The sequence below is a fragment of the Seohaeicola saemankumensis genome, assembly GCF_021021435.1.
Taxonomy (GTDB): domain Bacteria; phylum Pseudomonadota; class Alphaproteobacteria; order Rhodobacterales; family Rhodobacteraceae; genus Seohaeicola.
Genome location: NZ_JAINWI010000011.1, coordinates 226,987 through 249,072, shown reverse-complemented (window position 1 = coordinate 249,072; position 22,086 = coordinate 226,987). Strand labels below are relative to the sequence as shown.

Genomic DNA, 22,086 nt, shown 5'->3' with positions numbered 1-22,086 from the left:
CGAGGAGAGAATGATGAAAAGACGTGACTTTCTGGCCAGTGGCGCAGGCGTTGCCGCAGCGGCCACAGCCCTTGCCAGCCCTGCTATCGCGCAGGGCAATATCACGTGGAACCTGCCCACGGCTTTCCCCAAGAACGCGCCCGGTGTCGGCACCAATGTAACCCGCTTTGCGGAAATCGTCAGCGCCATGTCTGACGGACGGCTGAGTTTCACCGTCCATGGCGGTGGAGAGCTGGTGCCCCCCTTCGCGGTCGAGGATGCTGTGCAGCAGGGCAATGCGCCCGTGGGACACGGCCCGACCTATTATGCGGCAGGCAAGAACCCCGCGATCCATTGGTTCACCGCGGTGCCCTTCGGTATGACCTCGAACGAGCATTTTGCATGGCTCAAATGGGGTGGCGGTCAGGAAATCTGGGATGACATTTACGCGCAACGCAATCTCAAAGGGTTTTATTGCGGCAACTCCAACACCCAGTCGGGCGGCTGGTTCAAGAACGAGATCAACACACTTGAAGACTTGAATGGTCTGAATATGCGGATCGCGGGGCTTGGCGGCGAGATTTATCGCAAGCTGGGCGTCAATGCCGTGATGATGCCCCCGCCCGAGATTTTCCAGTCTATGCAGTCAGGTGCGATTGATGCGGCAGAATGGGTTGGTCCGATGCTGGACCAGGCCTTTGGACTGCAAAAGGTCACCAAGCTGTGCTATCTGCCCGCCTATAACGAGCCCGGGGCCGGTCTGGCGATCGTGTTCAACCGCGACGCATGGGCCGAGATTTCACCTGATCTGCAGATCATCTGCGAAATGGCCGCGCAATCCGTGGCTCTGGAAACGCAGGCGCAGTTTGATTTCTTCAACGCGCAGGCGATGGAAAGCCTTGCCGCTGACGGGGTGCAGTTCCTGCAATTCAGTGACGAGATCGTCGACGGCATGCGCGCGGCGTGGCTTGAAGTGCAGGACGAACTGACGGCCGCGTCCGAGGATGTGGCGCGGGTGCGCGAAAGCTATGACACCTATTTGTCCCAGGCCAATGCCTATGCCAAAGCGATGACAATTCCGATGCTGTCGGGTCGCGGTTGATCGCTTGGCGCAATAGTCGAGGTGCAGGGCGGGGGGCAACCTCTGCCCTGTAATTTTGATCGTGGTAGACATCGCACGGCTTGGCGGCACGCCGGAGCTGCGCTAGTCTGTCGCGCACGACATGCTACAATGCGGCCCAGGGAGGACCACCAGCCATGCAGATGAACGACCAACGCGACATCAACGCCCCCCGCGCCGAGGTGTGGGCCGCATTGCTGAGTGCGGATGTCCTCAAGGAATGCGTGCCGGGCGCGCAAGAGGTGACGGGCAGCCCCGAAGAGGGTTTCGAGGCGACAGTCGTACAGAAGGTCGGGCCTGTCAAAGCCACCTTCAAGGGACAAGTCAGCCTGACAGATATGGTCGAAGGCGAAAGCCTGACCCTCTCGGGCGAGGGCAAGGGCGGTGCGGCGGGTTTTGCCAAGGGCGAGGCGAAGGTCCGGCTCGAGGATATTCCAGACGGCACGCGGCTGATCTATGATGTCGAAGCCAAGGTCGGCGGCAAGCTCGCCCAGTTGGGTAGCCGCTTGATTGACGGGTTTGCCAAAAAGATGGCCGACCAGTTCTTCGAGAATTTCCAGTCTGTTGTTGAGGGCCCTGCCGATGAGGGTTCCGAGGTCGCAGAGGCCGAGGGAACCGATGAGGCCTCCAAAAAAAAGGGCTGGTTCGGTCGTCTGAAAGGGTGATTGCGGCACCGGTCGCACTGCATGCTGAAATAATCGCACCACAGGGCAGACTGTTTAGCCTGCTTGCCTTGTTTGACGTGCAGACGCAATCTACATGCAAGTCATGAAACGATTTATCCCTTTTATGAAACCCGACCCCGTAGTGTCTGTCGTCCGTCTGGCAGGCAGTATTGGTTCGGGTTCGCGTAGCCCCTTGAGTGATGAGGCCATAGGCCCCGTCCTTGAACGCGCCTTCCGTCGTGGCAAGCCTGTTGCGGTGGCGCTTGTGATAAACTCGCCCGGCGGCTCTCCGGTGCAATCGGCTCTCATCGCGGCGCGCATCCGGCGACTGTCGAAGGAAAAGAAAGTGCCCGTTCATGCCTTTGTCGAGGATGTGGCCGCATCTGGCGGGTACTGGCTGGCCGCTGCCGCGGATGACATCTGGGCTGATACCGGATCAATCGTCGGCTCGATCGGTGTGATCTCGTCGGGTTTTGGCGCGCATGTCGCCTTGGCGCGTCAGGGGGTGGAACGCAGGGTTTATACCTCTGCCGAGTCCAAAAGCATGCTCGACCCTTTCTTGCCTGAAAAGCCCGAAGATGTGGCTCGCCTCAAAGAACTGCTGGGCGGTCTGCACGAAACCTTTGTCGATTACGTCAAGTCGCGGCGCGGTTCCAAGCTGTCTGACGATCCCGATCTTTTCACGGGCCGGTTCTGGTTGGGCGCGCAGGCGCAGGCCTTGGGGTTGACCGACGGGATCGGGCATCTGGAACCCAAGCTGAAAGAGCTTTACGGCGACAAGACTCGATTTGCCCGCTACGGCCGCAAGCGCAGCCTGTTCCAGCGTTTTGGCGCGACGCTCGCACAGGACGCTCTGGCCGGAGTTGAGGAGCGCGCGGCTTTCGCGCGTTTCGGGTTATGACGTGATCCTGAAAGTCGTCGTTCTTTTTCTTGTCGGCATGGGCGTTCTGGCCATGTTCGGCAAATTGAAGTTTCCCGGTCAGGCGCGGTTGCAATCGGCACGGTGCCCCAAGTGCCGCCGCTACCGTATCGGTCGCGGTCCCTGTTCCTGCGGACATAAAGGATAAGATATGGTCTGGTTGATGGCAGCCCTCGGGCTTGTGATCCTGTTGTTTGCGGGCGATGCGCTGGTCAAGGGAGCGGTCAATCTGGCCCTCAGGATCGGCATTCCGGCCCTGATCGTCAGCTTGACTATCGTGGCCTTTGGTACATCCGCGCCGGAACTTCTGATTTCCATTCAGGCCGCGATGATGGGCGTTCCGGGTATCGCCATGGGCAACGTGGTGGGGTCCAATACTGCCAATATCCTTCTTGTTCTGGGTGTCCCCGCCCTGATCGCCGTGTTGCATACGTCCGAACATGACACGCGCAAAAGCTTTGTGGTGATGATCGCGGCCTCTGCGCTGTTTATCGCGCTGTCGTTCCGGGGTGTTTTCGACTGGATCTCTGGTGTGATCCTGCTGGGCGCTCTGGCGCTTGCGCTGGCGGATATGTTCCGCGATGCAAAAAAGCACAAGGCTTTGGTCGCATTACAGGCGGAAGGCGACGGGGTTACCGACGATCTGGACGATCTGGAAGGCGCCGATCCGGACATGCCGTGGTGGAAGATCATCCTTTTTCTGGTACTGGGTCTGGCGGGTCTGCCGCTTGGCGCGGATATCCTTGTGGACAGTGCCACAGTCATTGCGCGCACGTTCGGTATCAGTGAAACCGTGATCGGCCTGACCCTTGTGGCGGTCGGCACCTCCATGCCCGAACTGGCGACCACGGTGATGGCCGTGATCCGCCGTCAGGCGGATGTGGCGCTGGGCAATGTGATCGGCTCGAACCTGTTCAACCTTCTGGCCATTATCGGTATCGCCGCTTTTGTCGCGCCGATCCCTGTCGACCGGCAATTCCTGACCTATGACCTCTGGGTGATGCTGGCTGCATCACTGCTCTTGATCCCCTTCGTGTTTCTGCGCCAAAATATTGACCGTATCTGGGGTGTGATCTTGATCGTGTTCTACGTGGCCTATGTCTCGCTGATGTTCGTCTGAGCGAGCACGCCAGATAAAGGAGCCGGAAACATGGAAAAGATCGCGCTGGTCACGGGGGGCGCAAAGCGGCTGGGTCGCGCTATGGCGTTGTACCTGGCGGATCGCGGGTATGACGTTGCTGTCCATTATGCCGGTTCCCGCATTGAAGCCGAAGAGCTGTGCAACCTGATCCATGCCAAAGGCCGACGCGCTGTCGCATTGCAGGCCGATCTGCTGGACGAAGAGGCTACACATGCTCTGGCACCTGCCGCCATGCAAGCCTTGGGCGGGCCGGTGACATGCCTGGTCAACAACGCGTCTATCTTTGAATATGACAGCCTTGCCTCGGCCACGCGCACCACATGGGACCGTCATTTCGACAGCAACCTGCGCGCGCCCTTCATCCTGACGCAAGCTGTCGCCGCCGCCATTCCGCAAGCAGACATAGATGATGCGGGCGAGCCTGTCGCGCAGGGTTTGGTCGTCAATATGATCGACCAGCGGGTGCGGAAACTGACACCGGAATTTATGACTTATACACTGGCCAAGATGGGCCTCTGGGCGCTGACCCAAACATCGGCCCAAGCACTGGCGCCGCGTATCCGCGTCAATGCCATCGGGCCGGGACCCACCTTGCAGGGCGCGCGACAGTCCGCGCAGCATTTCGCTGACCAGCGCGCAGCCACAATTCTGGGGCGCGGTGCCAACCCGCAGGATATCACCGCAGCACTTGGCTATTTCCTCGATGCGCCCACCATCACCGGCCAGTTGATCTGCGTTGACGGGGGGCAGCATCTGGGGTGGCAAACGCCGGATGTGCTGGGCGTCGAGTAGCAGGACGGGGAGTTAAAGACGCATCTGCTGTCAAAGTTTTGCACTGTTCACGCCTCTGTTACGACACCGTTACAAAATTCTTAGTGTTTTCAGTATTTTGTATCGGCACAAAATAATTGTTTTAGATTTCAGGACCTTACCGAAGCGCCTAAAAAATAGGCATTTCAGCGAAGAGGGCCGGAACTAAGGAAAATTTCACACTGACGAAAACTTATCGGCAGAGTTATCCACAGAAAACGGGGACATGTTTACCCTTGCCCCCCGTCACCAAAGATTGCAGCGACACGCAAAGAATCATACCTGTGTTCCCATGACCGAAACACCCGCCCAACCGCTGACCGGCCACGCGCTGATCCAGGATCTTCTCAAGTCGCTGGACGGTTCTCCGGGCGTCTACCGGATGTTGGATGACCAGAGCCGCGTGCTTTATGTCGGCAAGGCGCGGAACCTGCGGGCAAGGGTGTCGAACTATGCGCGGCCATCCGGCCATTCGGGTCGGATCGCGCGCATGATCTCGGAAACCGCGTCGATGATGTTCCTGACGACGCGGACCGAGACCGAGGCGCTGCTGCTTGAACAGAACCTGATCAAGCAGCTCAAGCCGCGCTACAACGTGTTGCTGCGCGACGACAAGAGCTTTCCCAATATCCTGATCACCGGCGATCACGATTTCCCGCAGATCACCAAGCATCGTGGCGCACGTAAGGATAAGGGCCAGTATTTCGGCCCGTTTGCCAGTGCCGGAGCGGTGAACCGTACGCTGAACCAGTTGCAGAAGGTGTTTCTGCTGCGAAACTGCTCGGACGCGATGTTCTCAAGTCGCACACGGCCCTGCCTGCTGCACCAGATCAAGCGCTGCTCGGCCCCTTGCACGGGACAGATCTCCAAGGCGGATTATGCGGCCACAGTGGCCGATGCGGCGAAGTTCCTCTCGGGACGCTCGACCGCAGTGCAGGAAACACTCGCGGCGCAGATGCAGAAAGCCTCCGACGATATGGAGTTCGAGCGCGCCGCCGCGCTGCGCGACCGTATCCGCGCGCTAACACAGGTGCAGACGGTGCAAGGTATCAACCCGCGCGGTGTGGCCGAGGCGGATGTGATCGCTTTGCACATGGAGGGTGGGCAGGCCTGCGTGCAGGTGTTTTTCATCCGTGCCCACCAGAATTGGGGGAATGCCGATTTCTATCCCCGTATCGGTGCGGATATCGACGCGCCCGAGGTGCTAGAGGCGTTTGTCGGCCAGTTCTATGACACCAAGGAACCACCCCGCCAGTTGATCTTGTCGCATCCGTTGGACAATCCCGATCTGATGCAGGCCGCCCTTTCCGAGAAACTGGGCCGTAAGGTTGAAATCCTTGTGCCCCAGCGCGGTGAAAAGGCCGAGTTGGTCGAGGGGGCCGCCCGCAACGCCCGCGAGTCTCTGGCCCGCCGCATGGCGGAAGGGGCGACGCAGACCAAGCTCTTGAAAGGGCTGGCCGAAGCATTCGATCTTCCCGCCCCGCCGCAGAGGGTCGAGGTCTACGACAATAGCCACATTCAAGGCACGGATGCCGTGGGCGCAATGATCGTGGCAGGGCCCGAGGGGATGTTGAAAGGGCAGTACCGCAAGTTCAACATCCGTGGTGACGATCTGACCCCCGGCGACGATTTCGGCATGATGAAAGAAGTGCTGCAACGGCGTTTCAAGCGGCTGCAGAAAGAGGACCCCGACCGCACGCTGGGCCTCTGGCCAGACCTGTTACTGATCGACGGGGGCGCGGGGCAGGTCAGCGCTGTAGCGCAGATCATGTCCGAATATGGCGTGCAGGATATCCCGATGGTCGGCGTTGCCAAGGGCATCGACCGCGACGCAGGCAAGGAAGAATTCCACCGCGTCGGACAGCGTCCCTTCGCCTTGCGCCACAATGATCCGGTGCTCTATTTCGTGCAGCGACTGCGCGATGAGGCGCACCGCTTTGCCATCGGCACCCACCGCGCCAAGCGCGCCAAGTCGGTTGGTGCCACGCCGCTGGACGAGGTGCCCGGCGTGGGTGCAGGGCGCAAGCGGATGCTTCTTGCACATTTCGGCAGCGCCAAGGCGGTCAGTCGTGCGGGTCTGGAAGACCTCAAGGCAGCGCCCGGCATATCCAGCACGATGGCCGAAACGATCTATGCTTTCTTCCACGAAAAAGGCTGATAGCCGCCTCTCCGGATCGCCTAATTTGTAGACAGACGCTCTGATGCGGCTTAGGAATTAGGCATAGAGCGTGCCGGCACACATGGCGCGGTGGTCTGTTGCATTCAGGAATGTGCAACTGCTGCGGGACTGTGCAGAACTGGCACCAACGACCAACTTGGAGAGTCTGATGATCCGCACCACTTTTTTCGCAGCCGTGGCTGCTCTGAGCCTTGCCAACGCCGCCACCGCGCAGACCGACATGCCCTTCGCTCTTGACTGGAAGTTCGAAGGCCCGGCCGCCCCATATTTCGTGGCGATCGACAATGGCCATTTCGAAGCCGAGGGCCTGTCTGTTGAAGTTTCCGAGGGCGCAGGTTCGCTTGACGCGATCCCGAAAGTCGCCACAGGTGCCTTCCCCGTCGGCTTTGCCGATATCAACAGCCTGATGAAGTTTCTCGATCAAAACCCCGGCGCTCCCGTGACAGCCGTGATGATGGTTTATGACAAGCCGCCATTCTCGGTTGTCGGGCGCAAGTCGCTGGGCATTGAAACGCCTGCCGATCTGGCGGGCAAGGTGCTGGGCGCGCCGCCGCCGGATGGCGCATGGGCGCAATTCCCGATCTTTGCCGCCGAAAACGATCTCGACATGGCGTCAATCACTGTCGAGCCTGTCGGTTTCCCTGTGCGCGAACCGATGCTGGCCGAAGGCAAGGTTGCCTCTGTGACGGGCTTCTCCTTCTCGTCCACCTTGAACCTGATCCGTCTTGGCGTGCCGGAGGATGACCTGACGGTTCTGCTGATGGCCGATCACGGCGTTGCGCTGTATGGCAACGCCGTGATTGTGAACACCGATTTCGCCACAGCAAACCCCGAGGCTGTCACCGGTTTCATCCGTGCGGTCGCAAATGGCTGGAAGGACGCCATCGCTGATCCCGACATGGCCATGGATGCGCTGATCAAGCGCAACCCCGCAGCCGATGCCGCACTGGAGAAGCGCCGTTTCGAGATGGCCGTTGATGCCAATGTGGCGACGGACTGGGTCAAGGCAAACGGCATGGGCGGCATTGACGCTGATCGCATGGCGCAGGCGATCGAGCAGACGAAATCGGTTTACGAGTTCGTGAACGCGCCTGATGCGTCGCTCTACTTTACCGCAGATTACCTGCCCACCGATGGTAGCCTGACGCTGGAGTGATCCGGAAAGACAAGTATCGGGCGCCCTTTGCAGGTCAGGGGGCGTCTTTTCCATGTGACGCAGGCCGGGACCATCCAACCGCATGACCAACCTCATCGAGATCAAGGGCGTCACACACGCCTATCGCACCAAGGCAGGCCCATTGCCGGTGTTGGACAACCTGAATGTCTCTGTGCCCGAGGGCGAGTTTTGCGCGGTCGTTGGGCCGTCAGGTTGCGGAAAATCTACGCTGACACGGCTGGTAGCCGGTCTGATGAAACCCGATCGGGGCGAGGTCTGGCTGCATGGCGAACGGGTCACCTCGCCGCGCAAGACGGTGGGGATGGCGTTTCAAAATCCGGTTCTGCTGGAATGGCGCACGATCCTCGACAATGTGATCCTGCCGCTGGAAATCGTGGCCCCGCGCATGCCGCAGCGCGACCGCGAGGACCGCGCGATGCATCTGCTTGAAATGGTCGGTCTCAAGGGTTTCGAGGGCAAACGCCCGTCCGAACTGTCGGGCGGGATGCGGCAGCGCGCCTCGCTCTGCCGTTCTATCGTGCACAAGCCCGACGTGCTGATCATGGATGAACCTTTTGGCGCGCTGGATGCTTTTACCCGCGAGGATCTCTGGCAGACGATGCGCGATCTGCGCGCGGCGGAACCTTTTACCTGCGTTTTGATCACCCATGATCTGCGCGAATCCGTGTTTCTGGGCGATCAGGTCATCGTGCTGTCAGGGCGGCCCGCCCGCACCCAGCATGTGCTGACGGTTGATCTGCCTGCCGACCGGACGATTGAAAGCCTCTACACCCCGAAAGCGACCGAGATGCTGCACCTCTTGCGTGAACAGATCCGCATTGCACAGGGCCGTGACGGAGATGTGCACTGATGGACATGATCAAGAAAATCGCTGTGCCGGTGGGGGCTATCATCGCATTCCTGCTGTTCTGGGAATTTATCGTCTGGGTCAATGATTGGCCCAACTACAAGATGGCCTCACCCTCGGACCTGCCGCCCGCATTCGCACGCTACAGCCATTTGTTCATCGAAATGGGTTGGCAGACGCTGTGGCGGACAGTGGCGGGGCTGGGTCTTGCCGTGCTTGTTGGCACGCTGTTGGGCATGGCGATGGGTTTCTCCAGGATTGCCCGCGACGCGCTATATCCGTTGCTGGTCGGCTTCAACGCGATACCCAAGGCCACGCTTGTGCCGGTGATCGCGCTGATTTTCATTGGCCAGCATGATTTCAACACGGTTTTGATGGCCTTTCTGATCTCGTTCTTTCCCATTGCTGTGTCGGTCGGGATCGGCCTGTCCACGTTGGAGCCTGAATATCGCGATATCCTGCGGAGCCTTGGTGCATCGAAAGTCACGATCTTCCGCAAGATCGCCCTGCCCAAGACTCTGCCCGAATTTTTCGGCGCGCTGAAGGTTTCGGTTACGCTGGCCTTTATCGGCACCAACCTGGTCGAGATTGTCTCGCCGCACGGGCGCGGCCTTGGCGCGCTGTTCAAGTCCGGCGAGACAAACGGAGATTACCCGCTCATGTTTGCGGTTCTGATCGCCCTCGCGGTATTGGGGATCGTGCTCTATTATGCTGTTGTCGCACTGGAGCGCATCTTTGCAGGCTGGGCCGAGCGGCCACAAGGCTAGGTCGTTCAGACCGTCGCCAAGTCCAGTTGCAGGCTTCGCGTCTTCACATAAGGTTAACACCTTTCCAGTCTCCCAAAGACGGGATAGGAATGAGCGATGACATGGACCTTGCCGAATATCCTGACCGCAGGGCGGTTGTTGGCTGCCCCCGGTGTGGCGGTGATGTTTCTTTATTTCACAAGGCCCTATGCGGACTGGTTCGCCCTGAGCCTGTTCGTTACAGCCGCGATTACCGACTGGTTTGACGGGTATCTTGCGCGAGAGTGGAAGCAGGAGACCCGTATGGGCGCAATGCTGGACCCGATCGCTGACAAGGCGATGGTGGTGATCGCGCTGATGGTGATCGTGGGTTATTCCTCGATGTCACCTTGGCTGGTGCTGCCGGCAACCGTGATATTGTTCCGCGAAGTTTTCGTATCGGGGCTGCGCGAGTTTCTAGGGGATGTGTCGGGCACCCTCAAGGTGACGAAGCTGGCGAAATGGAAGACGACCACCCAGATGGTCGCCATCGCGGTGCTATTTGCACAAGGCGTGTTCGAGCATTATTTTGGCATGATCGTCTATGGTATGGACGAGGCGATGGTGATGGCCATCATCGAGGGACGCCAACCCGATATGCAGGGGCTGGGCTGGAAATTGCAGGGTATGGTCTGGTCAGGCAATGTCGGATTGACGCTGCTCTGGATCGCTGCCGCGCTGACACTGGTGACGGGGCTGGATTATTTCCGCAAGGCGTTGCCATTGCTGGAGGAGGAGAAATGATCGACGTTCTCTATTTCGCATGGGTGCGTGAACGGATCGGCCTGCCGCGTGAGCAGGTGCAAACCCAAGCCACAACAGTGGCGGGGTTGGTGGACGAATTGCGCACGCGGGAAGAGCGATATGCGCTGGCGTTTTCCGATCTGTCATCCCTGCGAGTCGCTGTGGATCAGGAGCTGACGGATTTCGATGCACCGCTGGCAGGCGCGCGGGAGGTTGCCTTTTTTCCGCCCATGACAGGCGGTTGAAGGGGGGGCAATGCGGATAGTCGTGCAGGAACAGCCCTTTGATCTTGGGGCCGAGGTCAGTGCTTTCGCCGCTGGACGCCATGACCTGGGCGCGGTTGTGACCTTTACCGGCGTGGTACGGGACGATCCGGCCAAGCCGCTTGCACAGATGATGATCGAACATTACCCCGGCATGACCGAGAAGGCGCTGGAAAAGATCGCGACCGAGGCGCAGGCGCGCTGGCCTCTGGGCGATGTGTTGGTGATCCACCGTTTCGGGGTGCTGCATCCCGGCGAACAGATCATGATGGTGGCTACAGCGGCGCGGCACCGCAAGGACGCGTTCGAGGCAGCGGAATACCTGATGGACTACCTGAAGTCCCGCGCGCCTTTCTGGAAAATGGAAAAGGGCGCCGCTGGCGAAGGCTGGGTCGCGGCGCGGTCCGCGGATGAGGACGCGCTCAAGCGTTGGTAGGCAAAGCGATTGCCGTGGCGTGACTGACGCAAGGTCGGTATTGCCAAGTCTGGCCCATGACCTCTTTCTATGGTCAGGCACAGAATAAAAGGTAAGCGATGTCGGCAGTTCTTGATGAATTCATCTCATTTCTGGGTCCCCGCGTGGAAGGGCAGTTGCAGGGCACAGCCAAGCTGGTGATCAGGGATGAGGGTGCCCTGATGCTGGACCAGACAGGCGCACGCGCGGGTGACGATGCGGCGGATGTGACGCTTTCCGCTTCGGAACAGGTGTTTCGCGCGATCCTGTCCGCTGACCAAAACCCCGCGACCGCCTATATGACAGGCAAACTCAAGGTGGATGGAAGCTTACAACGCGCCCTGAAGGTCAGCGCCATTCTGACCGCGTGAGGGGGGGGCGTCCCGCTTGCTTCATGTTCCAAGCCGCGGGTTAGCGGGCGAGGGCACGGGCTTCCTCATCCGGTGACAGGGCGGCACCTGCGCCGATTCCGTCGAGAAAATCATCGACCAGCCCCACGGCCATGTCCGCGGCTGGCAGGTACAAACCTGCCCCGCCTTCGGTCACGCGCAGGGCGATCAGCCAGTTGTTGTGCTCGGACTTGCAGGCAATGGCACGGTCGGCTTGTCCGGCAGTGCTCTCGAATGCGAGCAGGCGACAGAGGCCCAGATCGGTCTCGAATGTGCCCAAGGCACGTGCGGTGCCGCCATCGTCAAGCACCACGCTGCCGCCTGTCGCGATCTCTGCCAGGGCGCTTGCTGCTGTGTCCAACCCTGCGACGGGCGGGGGCATGCTGCGTCCGGTCAGGAATCCGCCGATGCCGACGGCCAGTGTCAGGGACGCAGCAAGGGCCACTTGCCAAGCGGCGATCCGTGGTCGGCCCGTCCTGCTGAAAAACGGCACGACTGTCTGATCTGTCTTGCCGTCTTGCGGTCCTGTCGGGGTGGTCAAGACAGAAGCGATCAGATGATCCGGCACGGTGCCGGTATCCATCGCCTGCCGCAGAATTGCGGCGGTGTCGGTGAAACGCGCATAGCGGGCGGCCAGAGCAGGATTGGCCTTGATCCGCGCAAGCAATTTGCTGGCATCGGGGCCGGTCAGTTCGCCATCGGCGAGGGCCATCAACATCTCGTCGCTCACATTCCTGTCGTTTTCGGTGCTCATCGGGTTAACCCTTGTGTCTGTGCTCTGCTCTGAGCTTGCGGACGCGGGACCGTGTCGAGCAGCGTTGCCAGTGCCAACCGGCCGCGTGACAGGCGACTCATGACTGTGCCTTCGGGGATTTCCAGCGCATGGGCCACCTCGCGGTAGCTCAGGCCCTCTACACAGACGAGCATCAGAACTGTGCGCTGGTCCTCGGGCAGACGGTCCATCGCCTGCCTGACCTGCGCCAGATAGAGCCGTGTTTCGGTGACATAGCGCCCGTCTTCACCTATCAGCGGGCTGATGATGTCGACATCATCCAACGTTACGGTAGGGCGGCGTGCACGGTGCCCGTCGATCCATGTATTCCGCATGATTCTGAACAACCAACTGTCCAGCCGCGTTCCTGGCCTATAGCTGTCGATGTTGCGCAGCCCCTTTTCGACGGTTTGCTGGACCAGATCGTCGGCCTGATCCTGCACACCTGTCAGGCTGCGCCCGAAAGCCCTGAGGCGCGGCAGCAACTGGATCATTTCGGTTCTGATTGCGTCAGACAAGAGGCGTCACTTTCTTTCCGGCGGAATAAGCTTACTCTTTTACCATGGGTAAACAACGCATCCCTGACGGATTTATTCCTTCCAAATAGAAAGACGGTGAATTTTTTCGGTCGTCCAAGGAATATCCCGTCCTTGGTCGCGTTTTCGTCAGGGACAGGTTTGTGCCCGCCGCACTACGCTGCGCCGGTCGAGCCGAGGTCGCGACACGAAAGGAGACAAGGACATGTCAGACAAGCCCAGCAAAACGGCAAGTTCCGGCCTGCCGGCAGATATGGCCCGTCGCCGCCTTTTGCAACGCATCGGATTGGCTGGCACCGTCGCCTATGTCGCACCGGCGCTGACGGCTTTGGGAATGGCGCACGCTTCGGGCGGAGGCGACGGATCGGGGGGCAGGGGTGGGTCGAGCGGGTCCGGGCCGGGCTTTTCCGGCCCCAGTCGCGGCTCTGGGGGCAATCCCATTCGTCGGCAAAGCCAATCTCGTGCCGCTCCGCAGCGACGTATCCCTCTACCACCGCCAGAGATCGTGCTGGCGCTGCCCAATGGGCAAAGCCTTGCCACGGCCGAAGCCGCCGGATATCGCGTGATCGCGGCGCAGGTGAATGCAACGCTGGAACGGACGCTGTTCCGCCTTGGCCTGCCCGCAGGACGCAACCCCGATCAGGCGCGCGCGGAACTTGCCAACCTGTTGCCGGGGGCCACAGCGGATGAGAACCACCTTTATTCGCCTGACGAGTTTCTGTGCCGCGATGGCACCTGCGCCGCGCATGAGATGGTCGGCTGGTCCGGTTGGCCCAGTGCCTTTGCCCCCAAGATCGGGATGATCGACACAGGCATAAATGTCGATCACGACGTGCTTGCAGGCCAGAAACTGACGGTCTTCCAGACTGATCTGGGCACGCGCAATGCGGCAGGACGCCAGCACGGCACCGCGATTGCGGCGATGCTGCTGGGGCGGATGGACAGCCGTGTGCCCGGTCTTCTGCCCTATGCGGAACTTGTCGCGGTCGAGGCTTTCCATCGCGGAGGTGCTGGTGATCAGGCTGATGCTTTTTCCCTTGCCAATGCGATGGATATCCTTTTGCGCGAAGAGGTCGGTGTGATCAACCTTAGCTTCTCGGGGCCGGAAAACGCTGTGCTGCGAGAAGTGACCGAACGCGCGACGCAACGCGGTGTGGCTTTGGTGGCCGCGGCTGGCAATAATGGTGTCGGGGCTCCCCCTGCCTATCCGGCGGCATGGCCGCATATACTGGCCGTAACTGCTGTGGACAGCAGCGGGCGTGTTTACAGACAGGCCAATCAAGGCCCCTATATCAGCCTGGCAGCGCCGGGCGTTGGGGTCTGGACCGCCGCGTCGATATCGGGCGGGCGGCTGAAATCGGGCACATCCTTTGCTGTGCCTTTCGTGACAGCGGCGCTGGCCGTGCACCGCATGCGGGCACCCGAGATCCCATTGGCGGGTGCGATCAGCCAGATGATTGATTGCGCCCAGGATCTGGGCGAAGCCGGATATGATCCGGTGTTCGGGCATGGTCTGCTATCTGCACCGGACGTTTGCAAAGGGCAGGTCTCCGAAGTTTTCTCAATCAGCGGGGAATAGACCGGTGCGGGATCACGTTCTTTTTTCATGGCCGCATCAGGCGGTGCCATGAGTAAAAGGATAGGGATCATGTCTGAACAGAATGGTAAAACAAACCTGTCACGCCGTGCGATGCTGGCGCGTCTGGGCTTGGCAACGGGGGCACTGTATGTGGCACCTGTCATGATGCATCTGGGTGCGGCGCACGCATCCGGCGGAGGATCGGGTGGCGGCGGTGGTGGAGTCGGTGGTGGCTCTGGTGGCGGTTCCGGCGGCGGCTCTGGTGGCGGATCGGGCGCTTCGGGCGGCGGTTCGGGTGCGTCTGGTCCTTCGGGTGACCGTGGTGGATCTGGACCGGCAGGTGGAGGGCGTTCCGGTGGATCCGGCCCGTCTGGCGGTTTTGGGAGTGGAGGCAGAAGGTGACATGGTTGCATTACCCCATGCTCACGAAGACCGAGAGGCGCGCGATCCGCGCGCCTCTCCCTCTGTGATGCAGGACCTGCGCTATCCCGGGCTTGATGGAACCGTCCGGCTTGAGGATGCGGGTGAAGTGCTTGCCGCCCTGAAAGCGCTGATGACGGGATGGCAGCCCAAAGTGACGATCCGGCGCGGGATTCCCAAGGCACCCGAAAGTTTGGTCTCCTCGATCCGTCGCTCGGGAAACCGAATGGACCTTCACTCGCCATGGCTGGACGAACCGCTGCGGGGGCTTCGGGTGGCCAGTGCCGCTTGCGGCGTTGTGGCCGATATCTCGCAGGCGTTCTGCAACCAGCATCGCGATTGCATCGGTTTGCATTGCGGCGCGGTCCAGATCAACGGGCAGCTTGTTGTGCTGACAGGACCGGCACGCGCCGGAAAAAGCACCTTGATCTCGCGGTTGACGGCTGAAACTGACATGATCGTGTTCTGCGACGATATCCTGCCGGTTCTGGATGACGGTCTGGCCTTCGGTCTGGGATTGGCCCCGCGCCTGCGCTTGCCACTTCCCGAAAACGCAAGCGCTGCCTTCCGCGCGCATGTCGCAACCTATCTGGGTCCTGCCGATAACCGCTATGGCTATCTCTGCGGTCCGAATATTGCGCCTCACGGCACACGCGCGCCTGTAAGGGCCTTTATTATGCTGGCGCGGCGGGATCAGGGCCCTGCAAGTCTGCACCACATGGGAGCCGCCGAAGCGGTGCAACATCTTGTCAGGCAGAACATCTCGGCCTCGTCAGAGGGGACGGGCCAATTCGATCGGGTCACGCAGATGGCTGAAAGCCTCGCCTGCCTCAAGCTGGTTTATAGTGATCTGGAAGATGCCGTGGCGCTGTTGCGGCAGGCCTTTGGCGTGGCGGGCCGGGATGCATCCGGTGTTGATATTGGCCCTGCCTTACCCGCGACGCTGGAGCCTGTGACGCATGCGCCAGCCCGTCTGGATCAGTGTTTTCGCCGAAGCCAGCACGTGGCCGTTCGGGCCGTGGATGCAGACCTGTTCCTGTGGCATGCGACCGAGCACAGCTATTTCCACCTCAACAGGGTGGCGCGTGCGGTCTGGACGCTGCTGGAGGAACCGGTTTCGGGCCAAGAGATCGCGGATATTCTGTGTGAGGGTTTTCCCGAAACACCCCGCGCGGTGATCGAGGCGGATGTAGCCGCCTTGCTGGGCGCCTTCGCGGCCGAACTACTAATGCTTCCAGAAGACTGATCGTAGGCGCAGGCTTCAGCGTGCGCTGATCTTTTCGATATAGGCGCGCATTTCCTCGGCCTCGTGGCGGGCTTCGCGCAGGCCTTCCATCGTGGCGGAAAGTTCCGCCTCGGTCTGGGCCAACTGATTGCTTAACTCGGCTTCGCGCTGCTGCATATAGGTAATGGCCTGATCACGGGTTTCTTCGGCTTCGTGCAGTTCCTGCGCCATTTTTTCCAGTTCGCCCATATCGGCCTTGGACACACGGGTGAAACGGTGGATCAGCCAGTTGGCGAACCAGCCTAGGCTGAAGGCGACAAAAAGAATAACTGCCGTTGCGATGATAAATTCGGTTCTGTTCACTCGCCTGCCTCGTCCCCGTTATCGTCGGACGGCGTTTCGTCACCACCGTCGGCATCCGTATCGGACGCATCTTCTTCCTGCGGGGTTTGGGCGTCATCTGCAACCCCTTCTTGCTCTGATGCGTTCTCGACGGGCTCTGTGGTGACAAGACGGAACTCGATCCGGCGGTTCGCCTCACGCCCCTCTTCGGTCTCGTTGTCAGCAATAGGCTGATCCATACCATAGCCTACTGCCGTGATTGACGAAGTCAGGATGCGGCGCGAACGCAAAGCGTTCAGAACGGCCTGTGCGCGGGCCTCGGACAGTCTCTGGTTCATCTCGACACGTCCTTGGCTGTCGGTATGTCCGCTGATTTCGAGCGGGAGGTCCCCGCAATCTAACAGGATATCGGCAATATCGCTGATGATCCCAGCTGCGGCAGAATCCGGTGTGTCTGATCCGGGTTCGAAATTGATCTTACGGGTCGAAAGGATTTCGTTGATCTGTCCGATACATTCCTCGGGCGTGGGTAGGGCCGCGATCGGGTCCAAAGCTTCGTCATAGGTGACGTTGATGGTGAAATCCGCTGTCTCGCCCAGCTTGTCGGCCAGAATGGCAGCAATCTGGCTGCTGGCCCGTTCGCTGCCTGTTGTGCCGGTCACGGTCAGCGAGGTTTCGGTCACGCGGGTCACGCCCGAACTGAGCTTGGAAAGCGATTCCAGCCCTGCCAGCACACGCACCATCCAGCCTTCGGGCAGAGTCTCGTCACTCCGGACCGCTGAAACTACGGCATCCGAGCCGAACCGCGCCTTGGCAAAATTCTCCATGATATCGCGGCTGACATCGTCGCGGATACGCCCGCGTAACTGCAACGCGCCCTCATCGGACAACAGCGCAGTAAATTCGGTCTGATCGCCGGTTTCCTCGGTTTCGGGCGCAGGCAGGACTGCTGTCAGGGCAAATACGTCGGGCAGACGGCCCTCCAACTCGCCGACAACGCGGTCGAAAAGAGCCTGATCGGTGCCTTGCTCGGCCAGCAGGGTAATATCCGCATCGGTAAAGGTTACGGATCCTGCACCCAATTCGGCCAAGGCTGCGATGGATTGCTCGACAGCGCGGCCCCAGTTAGGCGAGGGGACGCCGAGACCGATGGTGCAACTGCCCCTGTCCTCCATCCCAGCGGCGCGGGCGGCGGCCAGAATGCGGCCGCGGGTTTCTTCTGTATCTGCAGAACAGGCATCGAAGCGGCCTTTGCCATCGGCCATCAGGAAACGCAGGTTGAACGGCGTGATCACTGGACGCGGCGACGAGATATCCAGAACCAGACGCACTCCAGTTGGCACACGCCGCGCCAGATCGACTTCGAGCCTGCGCTGTTCTTCAACACTGTCGGCCATCGCTGTGATGGAAACCCTGTCAGCCGAGATCGACACCTTGGCACGCGGCATCCCCTGCACGGCGCGGATGCCGAAACCCAGCACTCGGTCCCACTGATCGGGGACAGGATAATCGGCGGTTTCCAGCAAATCGGTGACTTGTCCGTTTGCAGCTAACGGCACCAGACGTTCCAGCACATCCGCGCGGTCTGTGGCGGCAGGCACCAGACCGATCAGCGAAATGCCACTGTCATTTCGCAGGATCTCGACCGAGAAACGCGGCGGCTGCAGGACGCTGGTATCCCTAATGTCCATCGCGTCGATGACGCGCGCCGCATCAACCACGCTGCCTGCTGTGGACAGCGCCTTGAACCGCTGCGCCTCGGACGGGGCTGTGCCGGTCAACTGGACCTGAAGCCCGTCGGCCTGCACTTCGGCCCATGACAACGAATTCTCGTCCAGCGCCAGTCTGACGCCGTATTCGGAATTGTCTTCAATCGCCTTCACGGCAAAACCTGCCGCTACAAGACACAGGCCTGCAGCGGACAGAAAGGTCAGGGCAACGATGGCAATGGCGGACAGGCGCATGGAACCCCATAGCTTGTAATCGGTTGACCTGTCTTAGGGTGCCGGAGGGACAGGCGCAATCACGCCAGTGCCGCGCCGGCGAAAAACAGCAAGGGCAGAAGCCCCGCATCGCGGTTCGAACGGAACAGTCGCAAAAGCATCGCCATATCAGCCGGATCGAACCGTGCCATCTGCCAGCGCATATGCGCCAGCATCGCCAGTGGCCCACCGATTGCGATGACTGTCGGCAGCATATCCGCCCCCGTCGCACGCGTGGCGGTCAGAACAGCTAGCGCCATGATCAGGGCGCAGCCATACATGAAGGCGGTCAGCCATGCCGGGCTTGCCTTACCGAACAGGCGCGCGGTGGATTTGACCCCGATCAGGGCGTCATCCTCGGTATCCTGATGGGCATAGATCGTATCATAGAACAGCGTCCAGACGATGCCCGCCAGATAGAGAATCACGGCAGGCCAGCCAAGACTGCCGGTATGTGCCGTCCAAGCCAGAAGCGCGCCCCAGTTGAAAGCTAGACCAAGGAATATCTGCGGCCACCACGTGAACCGCTTGGCAAAGGGATAGACCGCCACAGGCACCAGCGCGATAATCCCTAGAAAAATGGCGGCAGTATTGAAGGTCAGCAGGATGCAGAACGCCACAAGCGCCTGCGCGACCATCCAGCCCGCCGCCTGTCTTGCGCTGACCTGCCCTGACGGGATAGGCCGCGACCTTGTCCGCGCCACGGCCCCGTCGAAGTCGCGATCCGTGATGTCGTTCCATGTGCAGCCCGCGCCGCGCATCAGGAAAGCGCCCAAAGCGCAGCCTGCGAAAATCCACAGATCGAACAGCCGCGCCTGCCCGTCATGCAGGATCGCCAGCGCCAGACCCCACCAGCAGGGCAGTAGCAACAACCATGTGCCAATGGGCCTGTCCGCGCGACTCAGGCGCAGATAGGGCCGCGTCGCAGGTGGTGCCAGCCGGTCGACCCAGTTGCCGCGAACGGCATCGGCCACCTGACCCTGATCCTGTATCTTGGCCTCTGGTGTCTGCTTCGGCGCGGTCATATGTTGGCCTCATGAGTGATGCAAAAATCCGCCTCTATGTAGATCATCCGCTGGGTGCTGAGCAAACGGTTCCTCTGGACCGCGATCAGGCGCATTACCTGTTCGGGGTCATGCGGCAGGCTGTTGGGGCGGGAATTCTGCTGTTTAACGGGCGGGATGGCGAATGGCATGCGCGCGTGACGGATGCGGGCAAGCGCGGCGGCGCGCTGGTTTGCGAGGCGCAGACCAAGCCGCTTGCAATGCCCCCTGATCTGTGGCTGGTCTTCGCGCCGATCAAGAAAGCGCGCACCGATTTCATTGTCGAGAAAGCCGCCGAGATGGGGGCCGCGCGGATTCTGCCGGTGCAGACTGCCTTCACCAATTCCGAACGTATCCGGCAGGACCGGCTGCAAGCCCATGCGGTGGAAGCAGCCGAACAATGCGGCGGCACTTTCGTGCCCGAAGTGACCGATCTGGTCCGGCTGGACAGGCTTTTGGCGGATTGGCCCGAGGACCGCCAGTTGATGTTCTGTGACGAGGATCTGGCACAGGGCGGCTCCTCGGTCCTGCCGGACCTGCGTCCCGACACCCCAACCCAACCCTGGGCGATCCTGATTGGTCCAGAGGGCGGGTTCTCGGCTGCCGAACGTACAAAACTGCATGCCTTGCCGTTCTCGCATCCGGTCAGCCTTGGCCCCCGAATCCTGCGGGCCGATACGGCGGCCGTGGCGGCTCTGACCCTGTGGCAGCTGCGCTATGGCGACTGGACGACGCGCGGCGGGGCCTCTGCATGAGCTTCGTGCGGCCCGAAGTCTCGCGCGTCCTGCACCGCTGGCGCGGGGTGCTGACCGGTGCCGCAGTCGCCGCCATCGGGCTATGGTGGATCGTGACCAGCAGCGGCCTGCTGGGGTGGGTCGGTTGGACCATTCTGGCGGCAGGGCTGGCGCTGGCCTTTACCGGATTACAACGCCTGCGCTTTGCCGTGGGGCAGGGCGGGCCGGGAGTGGTCAGCATCACGGAAGGTCAGGTGGCCTATTTCGGCCCCCTGACCGGCGGTGTCGTGGCCCTGTCCGAGCTGACGCGTCTGGATATCGACCATAGCGGCAAGCCCGCGCATTGGCAGTTGCACCAACCCGGTCAGCCGGTGCTGTCCATTCCCGTGACGGCCGAGAATGCAGGTGCCCTCTTCGACAGCTTTGCCGCACTTCCGGGCCTGAACACCGAACGGTTGCTGGCACAGATGCATGCCACCCGTCCGCACATCGCCGTGATATGGCAGCGCGATATCCCCCTTGCGCGATTGACACTGCCGCGCTGACGCGGCACTTCTGCCCCCTGAACAGACGCGCATCACAGTCGGAGAGCCCAGCATGTCCATTCCACAATCCGGCGGCGGGCCGATCGAACACCATTCGCAACTGGCCGAATATCTGGCATCTGGCTGCAAGCCCAAGCAGGACTGGCGCATCGGGACCGAGCACGAGAAGTTCGGCTATTGCAAGGATACGCTTGCCCCGATCCCCTACGAGGGGCCACGCTCGGTGCTGGCCGTGCTGAAGGGGTTGCGCGATGCTCATGGCTGGTCCCCCGTCGAAGAGGCGGGCAAGCTGATCGGTCTGGTCAAGGACGGGGCCAATGTCAGCCTCGAACCGGGCGGACAGTTGGAACTGTCCGGTGCCGCGCTGGAAACCATCCACGAGACCTGCGACGAGGTGAACCAGCATCTGCGCGAGGTCAAGGATGTGGCCGACAAGGTCGGTGTAGGCTTTATCGGGTTGGGGGCCGCCCCCGTCTGGACGCATGACGAGATGCCGCTGATGCCTAAGGGGCGCTACCGGCTGATGGACAGCTATATGCAAAGCGTCGGCACCAGCGGTCAAACGATGATGCGGCGGACGTGCACAGTGCAGGTCAATCTCGATTTCGCGTCAGAGCCGGACATGGTGAAAAAGCTGCGCGTGGCAATTGCCCTGCAGCCCGTGGCGACTGCGCTTTTCGCCAATTCACCCTTCTTCGAAGGCAAGCCCAATGGCCATAAAAGCTGGCGCGCCCGTGTGTGGCGCCATCTTGATCCCGCACGCACAGGGATGTTGCCCTTCGTCTTCGAGGACGGGTTCGGGTTCGAGCGTTACGCTGAATATGCGCTCGATGTACCGATGTATTTCGTCTATCGCGACGGCAAATATATCGACGCTTTGGGTATGTCCTTCCGCGATTTCATGGCAGGCAGACTGCCCGCGCTGCCGGGTGAAACCCCGACACTCAGCGATTGGGCCGACCATCTGACCACCGCCTTTCCCGAAGCACGGATCAAGAAATACATGGAAATGCGCGGGGCCGATGGCGGCCCGTGGCGCAGGCTTTGCGCGCTGCCCGCCTTCTGGGTGGGGCTGATGTATGACCAGTCTGCGCTGGATTCGGCATGGGATATCGTCAAGGGCTGGGACGCTGAAACCCGCGAGGCCCTGCGCGTGGGTGCCAGCGTCGAGGGCCTTCAGGCGCAGGCCGGCAAGATCGACATGCACGATCTGGCGCGGGAGGTTCTGGCCCTGTCCGAGGCTGGCCTCAAGGCCCGCGCCCGCGCCGGTGCGGGCGGTCTGGTGCCAGACGAGACGCATTTTCTCAACGCGCTCAAGGAAAGCATCGACAGCGGCAAGACCCCTGCGGACGAGTTGCTCGCGCATTATCACGGCGACTGGAATGGCGACCTGAGTCGGATCTACGTAGAATACAGCTACTGATCACGCGCCTGCG

General features: G+C 61.0%; 23 protein-coding genes. 18 read left to right on the top strand and 5 right to left on the bottom strand.

From position 1 onward, the window contains the following. Nucleotides 1-13: 13 nt before the first annotated feature. The 13 genes from K7H22_RS09530 to K7H22_RS09470 all read left to right on the top strand — a co-directional run bounded on the left by K7H22_RS09530 (nt 14) and on the right by K7H22_RS09470 (nt 11,454). The gene (locus tag K7H22_RS09530; RefSeq protein WP_230800513.1) at nt 14-1,081 is read left to right on the top strand and encodes a TRAP transporter substrate-binding protein; all 1,068 of its coding nucleotides are present in this window, start codon (nt 14-16) and stop codon (nt 1,079-1,081) included. Between the two features lie 155 nt (nt 1,082-1,236). Then, complete coding sequence (locus K7H22_RS09525) at nt 1,237-1,764, top strand: CoxG family protein (protein WP_230800512.1); 528 nt, start codon at nt 1,237-1,239, stop codon at nt 1,762-1,764. Between the two features lie 103 nt (nt 1,765-1,867). After that, a complete protein-coding gene (locus tag K7H22_RS09520; RefSeq protein ID WP_230800511.1) occupies nt 1,868-2,665 on the top strand; it encodes a S49 family peptidase in 798 nt (265 codons plus the stop codon). Between the two features lie 169 nt (nt 2,666-2,834). Further along, entirely contained in the window at nt 2,835-3,803 is a 969-nt protein-coding gene (locus tag K7H22_RS09515; RefSeq protein WP_230800510.1) for a calcium/sodium antiporter, read from the top strand. A 30-nt stretch (nt 3,804-3,833) separates the two neighbouring features. Beyond that, a complete protein-coding gene (locus K7H22_RS09510) occupies nt 3,834-4,616 on the top strand; it encodes an SDR family oxidoreductase (RefSeq protein WP_230800509.1) in 783 nt (260 codons plus the stop codon). Nucleotides 4,617-4,926: 310 nt separating this feature from the next. Further along, the gene (uvrC, locus tag K7H22_RS09505; protein ID WP_230800508.1) at nt 4,927-6,792 is read left to right on the top strand and encodes an excinuclease ABC subunit UvrC; all 1,866 of its coding nucleotides are present in this window, start codon (nt 4,927-4,929) and stop codon (nt 6,790-6,792) included. Nucleotides 6,793-6,961: 169 nt separating this feature from the next. Beyond that, a complete protein-coding gene (locus tag K7H22_RS09500) occupies nt 6,962-7,969 on the top strand; it encodes an ABC transporter substrate-binding protein (RefSeq protein WP_230800507.1) in 1,008 nt (335 codons plus the stop codon). 82 nt (nt 7,970-8,051) lie between these two features. Beyond that, nucleotides 8,052-8,840 (top strand): ABC transporter ATP-binding protein, encoded by a 789-nt coding sequence (locus tag K7H22_RS09495; protein ID WP_230800506.1) that lies wholly within the window; start codon nt 8,052-8,054, stop codon nt 8,838-8,840. Further along, nucleotides 8,840-9,604 carry an ABC transporter permease gene (locus K7H22_RS09490; RefSeq protein WP_230800505.1) on the top strand — a complete coding sequence of 255 codons (765 nt, stop codon included), beginning with the start codon at nt 8,840-8,842 and terminating at the stop codon, nt 9,602-9,604. The genes K7H22_RS09495 and K7H22_RS09490 overlap by 1 nt, the downstream gene beginning before the upstream one ends. A gap of 96 nt (nt 9,605-9,700) precedes the next feature. Further along, the gene (gene pgsA, locus K7H22_RS09485; RefSeq protein WP_230800504.1) at nt 9,701-10,366 is read left to right on the top strand and encodes a CDP-diacylglycerol--glycerol-3-phosphate 3-phosphatidyltransferase; all 666 of its coding nucleotides are present in this window, start codon (nt 9,701-9,703) and stop codon (nt 10,364-10,366) included. Beyond that, the gene (gene moaD / locus K7H22_RS09480; RefSeq protein ID WP_230800503.1) at nt 10,363-10,611 is read left to right on the top strand and encodes a molybdopterin converting factor subunit 1; all 249 of its coding nucleotides are present in this window, start codon (nt 10,363-10,365) and stop codon (nt 10,609-10,611) included. The genes pgsA and moaD overlap by 4 nt, the downstream gene beginning before the upstream one ends. A gap of 10 nt (nt 10,612-10,621) precedes the next feature. Further along, nucleotides 10,622-11,065, top strand: coding sequence for a molybdenum cofactor biosynthesis protein MoaE (locus K7H22_RS09475; RefSeq protein ID WP_230800502.1), 444 nt, complete (start codon nt 10,622-10,624; stop codon nt 11,063-11,065). A 98-nt stretch (nt 11,066-11,163) separates the two neighbouring features. Continuing rightward, entirely contained in the window at nt 11,164-11,454 is a 291-nt protein-coding gene (locus K7H22_RS09470) for an SCP2 sterol-binding domain-containing protein (RefSeq protein WP_230800501.1), read from the top strand. Nucleotides 11,455-11,494: 40 nt separating this feature from the next. Here K7H22_RS09470 and K7H22_RS09465 read toward each other — a convergent pair whose 3' ends face one another. Further along, nucleotides 11,495-12,226, bottom strand: coding sequence for an anti-sigma factor family protein (locus tag K7H22_RS09465; protein ID WP_230800500.1), 732 nt, complete (start codon nt 12,224-12,226; stop codon nt 11,495-11,497). Further along, a complete protein-coding gene (locus K7H22_RS09460; protein ID WP_230800499.1) occupies nt 12,223-12,762 on the bottom strand; it encodes an RNA polymerase sigma factor in 540 nt (179 codons plus the stop codon). Before K7H22_RS09460 ends, K7H22_RS09465 begins: the two co-directional genes overlap by 4 nt. Nucleotides 12,763-12,985: 223 nt before the next feature. On the opposite strand from K7H22_RS09460, the gene K7H22_RS09455 reads away from it, so the two are divergent. Together K7H22_RS09455 and K7H22_RS20175 are read left to right on the top strand one after the other, a co-directional pair. Further along, on the top strand, nt 12,986-14,359 hold the full coding sequence (locus K7H22_RS09455) for a S8 family serine peptidase (RefSeq protein WP_230800498.1): 1,374 nt from the start codon (nt 12,986-12,988) through the stop codon (nt 14,357-14,359). A gap of 175 nt (nt 14,360-14,534) precedes the next feature. Next, entirely contained in the window at nt 14,535-16,025 is a 1,491-nt protein-coding gene (locus tag K7H22_RS20175) for a PqqD family protein (protein ID WP_230800497.1), read from the top strand. Between the two features lie 15 nt (nt 16,026-16,040). Here the strand turns inward: K7H22_RS20175 and K7H22_RS09445 are convergent, their stop codons facing one another. The 3 genes from K7H22_RS09445 to ubiA are packed head-to-tail and all read right to left on the bottom strand — an operon-like array spanning nt 16,041 to nt 19,353. Then, nucleotides 16,041-16,367, bottom strand: a complete 327-nt coding sequence (locus K7H22_RS09445) for a hypothetical protein (protein WP_230800496.1) — start codon at nt 16,365-16,367, stop codon at nt 16,041-16,043. Beyond that, entirely contained in the window at nt 16,364-18,310 is a 1,947-nt protein-coding gene (locus K7H22_RS09440; RefSeq protein ID WP_230800495.1) for an OmpA family protein, read from the bottom strand. The genes K7H22_RS09445 and K7H22_RS09440 overlap by 4 nt, the downstream gene beginning before the upstream one ends. 59 nt (nt 18,311-18,369) lie before the next feature. Continuing rightward, nucleotides 18,370-19,353 (bottom strand): 4-hydroxybenzoate octaprenyltransferase, encoded by a 984-nt coding sequence (ubiA, locus tag K7H22_RS09435; RefSeq protein WP_230800494.1) that lies wholly within the window; start codon nt 19,351-19,353, stop codon nt 18,370-18,372. 11 nt (nt 19,354-19,364) lie between these two features. On the opposite strand from ubiA, the gene K7H22_RS09430 reads away from it, so the two are divergent. Genes K7H22_RS09430 through K7H22_RS09420 form a run of 3 tightly spaced genes read left to right on the top strand, consistent with a single transcriptional unit; the run spans nt 19,365 to nt 22,073 of the window. After that, nucleotides 19,365-20,126 carry a 16S rRNA (uracil(1498)-N(3))-methyltransferase gene (locus tag K7H22_RS09430; RefSeq protein ID WP_230800493.1) on the top strand — a complete coding sequence of 254 codons (762 nt, stop codon included), beginning with the start codon at nt 19,365-19,367 and terminating at the stop codon, nt 20,124-20,126. After that, on the top strand, nt 20,123-20,650 hold the full coding sequence (locus K7H22_RS09425) for a hypothetical protein (protein WP_230800492.1): 528 nt from the start codon (nt 20,123-20,125) through the stop codon (nt 20,648-20,650). Before K7H22_RS09430 ends, K7H22_RS09425 begins: the two co-directional genes overlap by 4 nt. A 52-nt stretch (nt 20,651-20,702) precedes the next feature. Continuing rightward, nucleotides 20,703-22,073 (top strand): glutamate--cysteine ligase, encoded by a 1,371-nt coding sequence (locus K7H22_RS09420; protein WP_230800491.1) that lies wholly within the window; start codon nt 20,703-20,705, stop codon nt 22,071-22,073. The last annotated feature ends 13 nt before the right edge of the window (nt 22,074-22,086 follow it).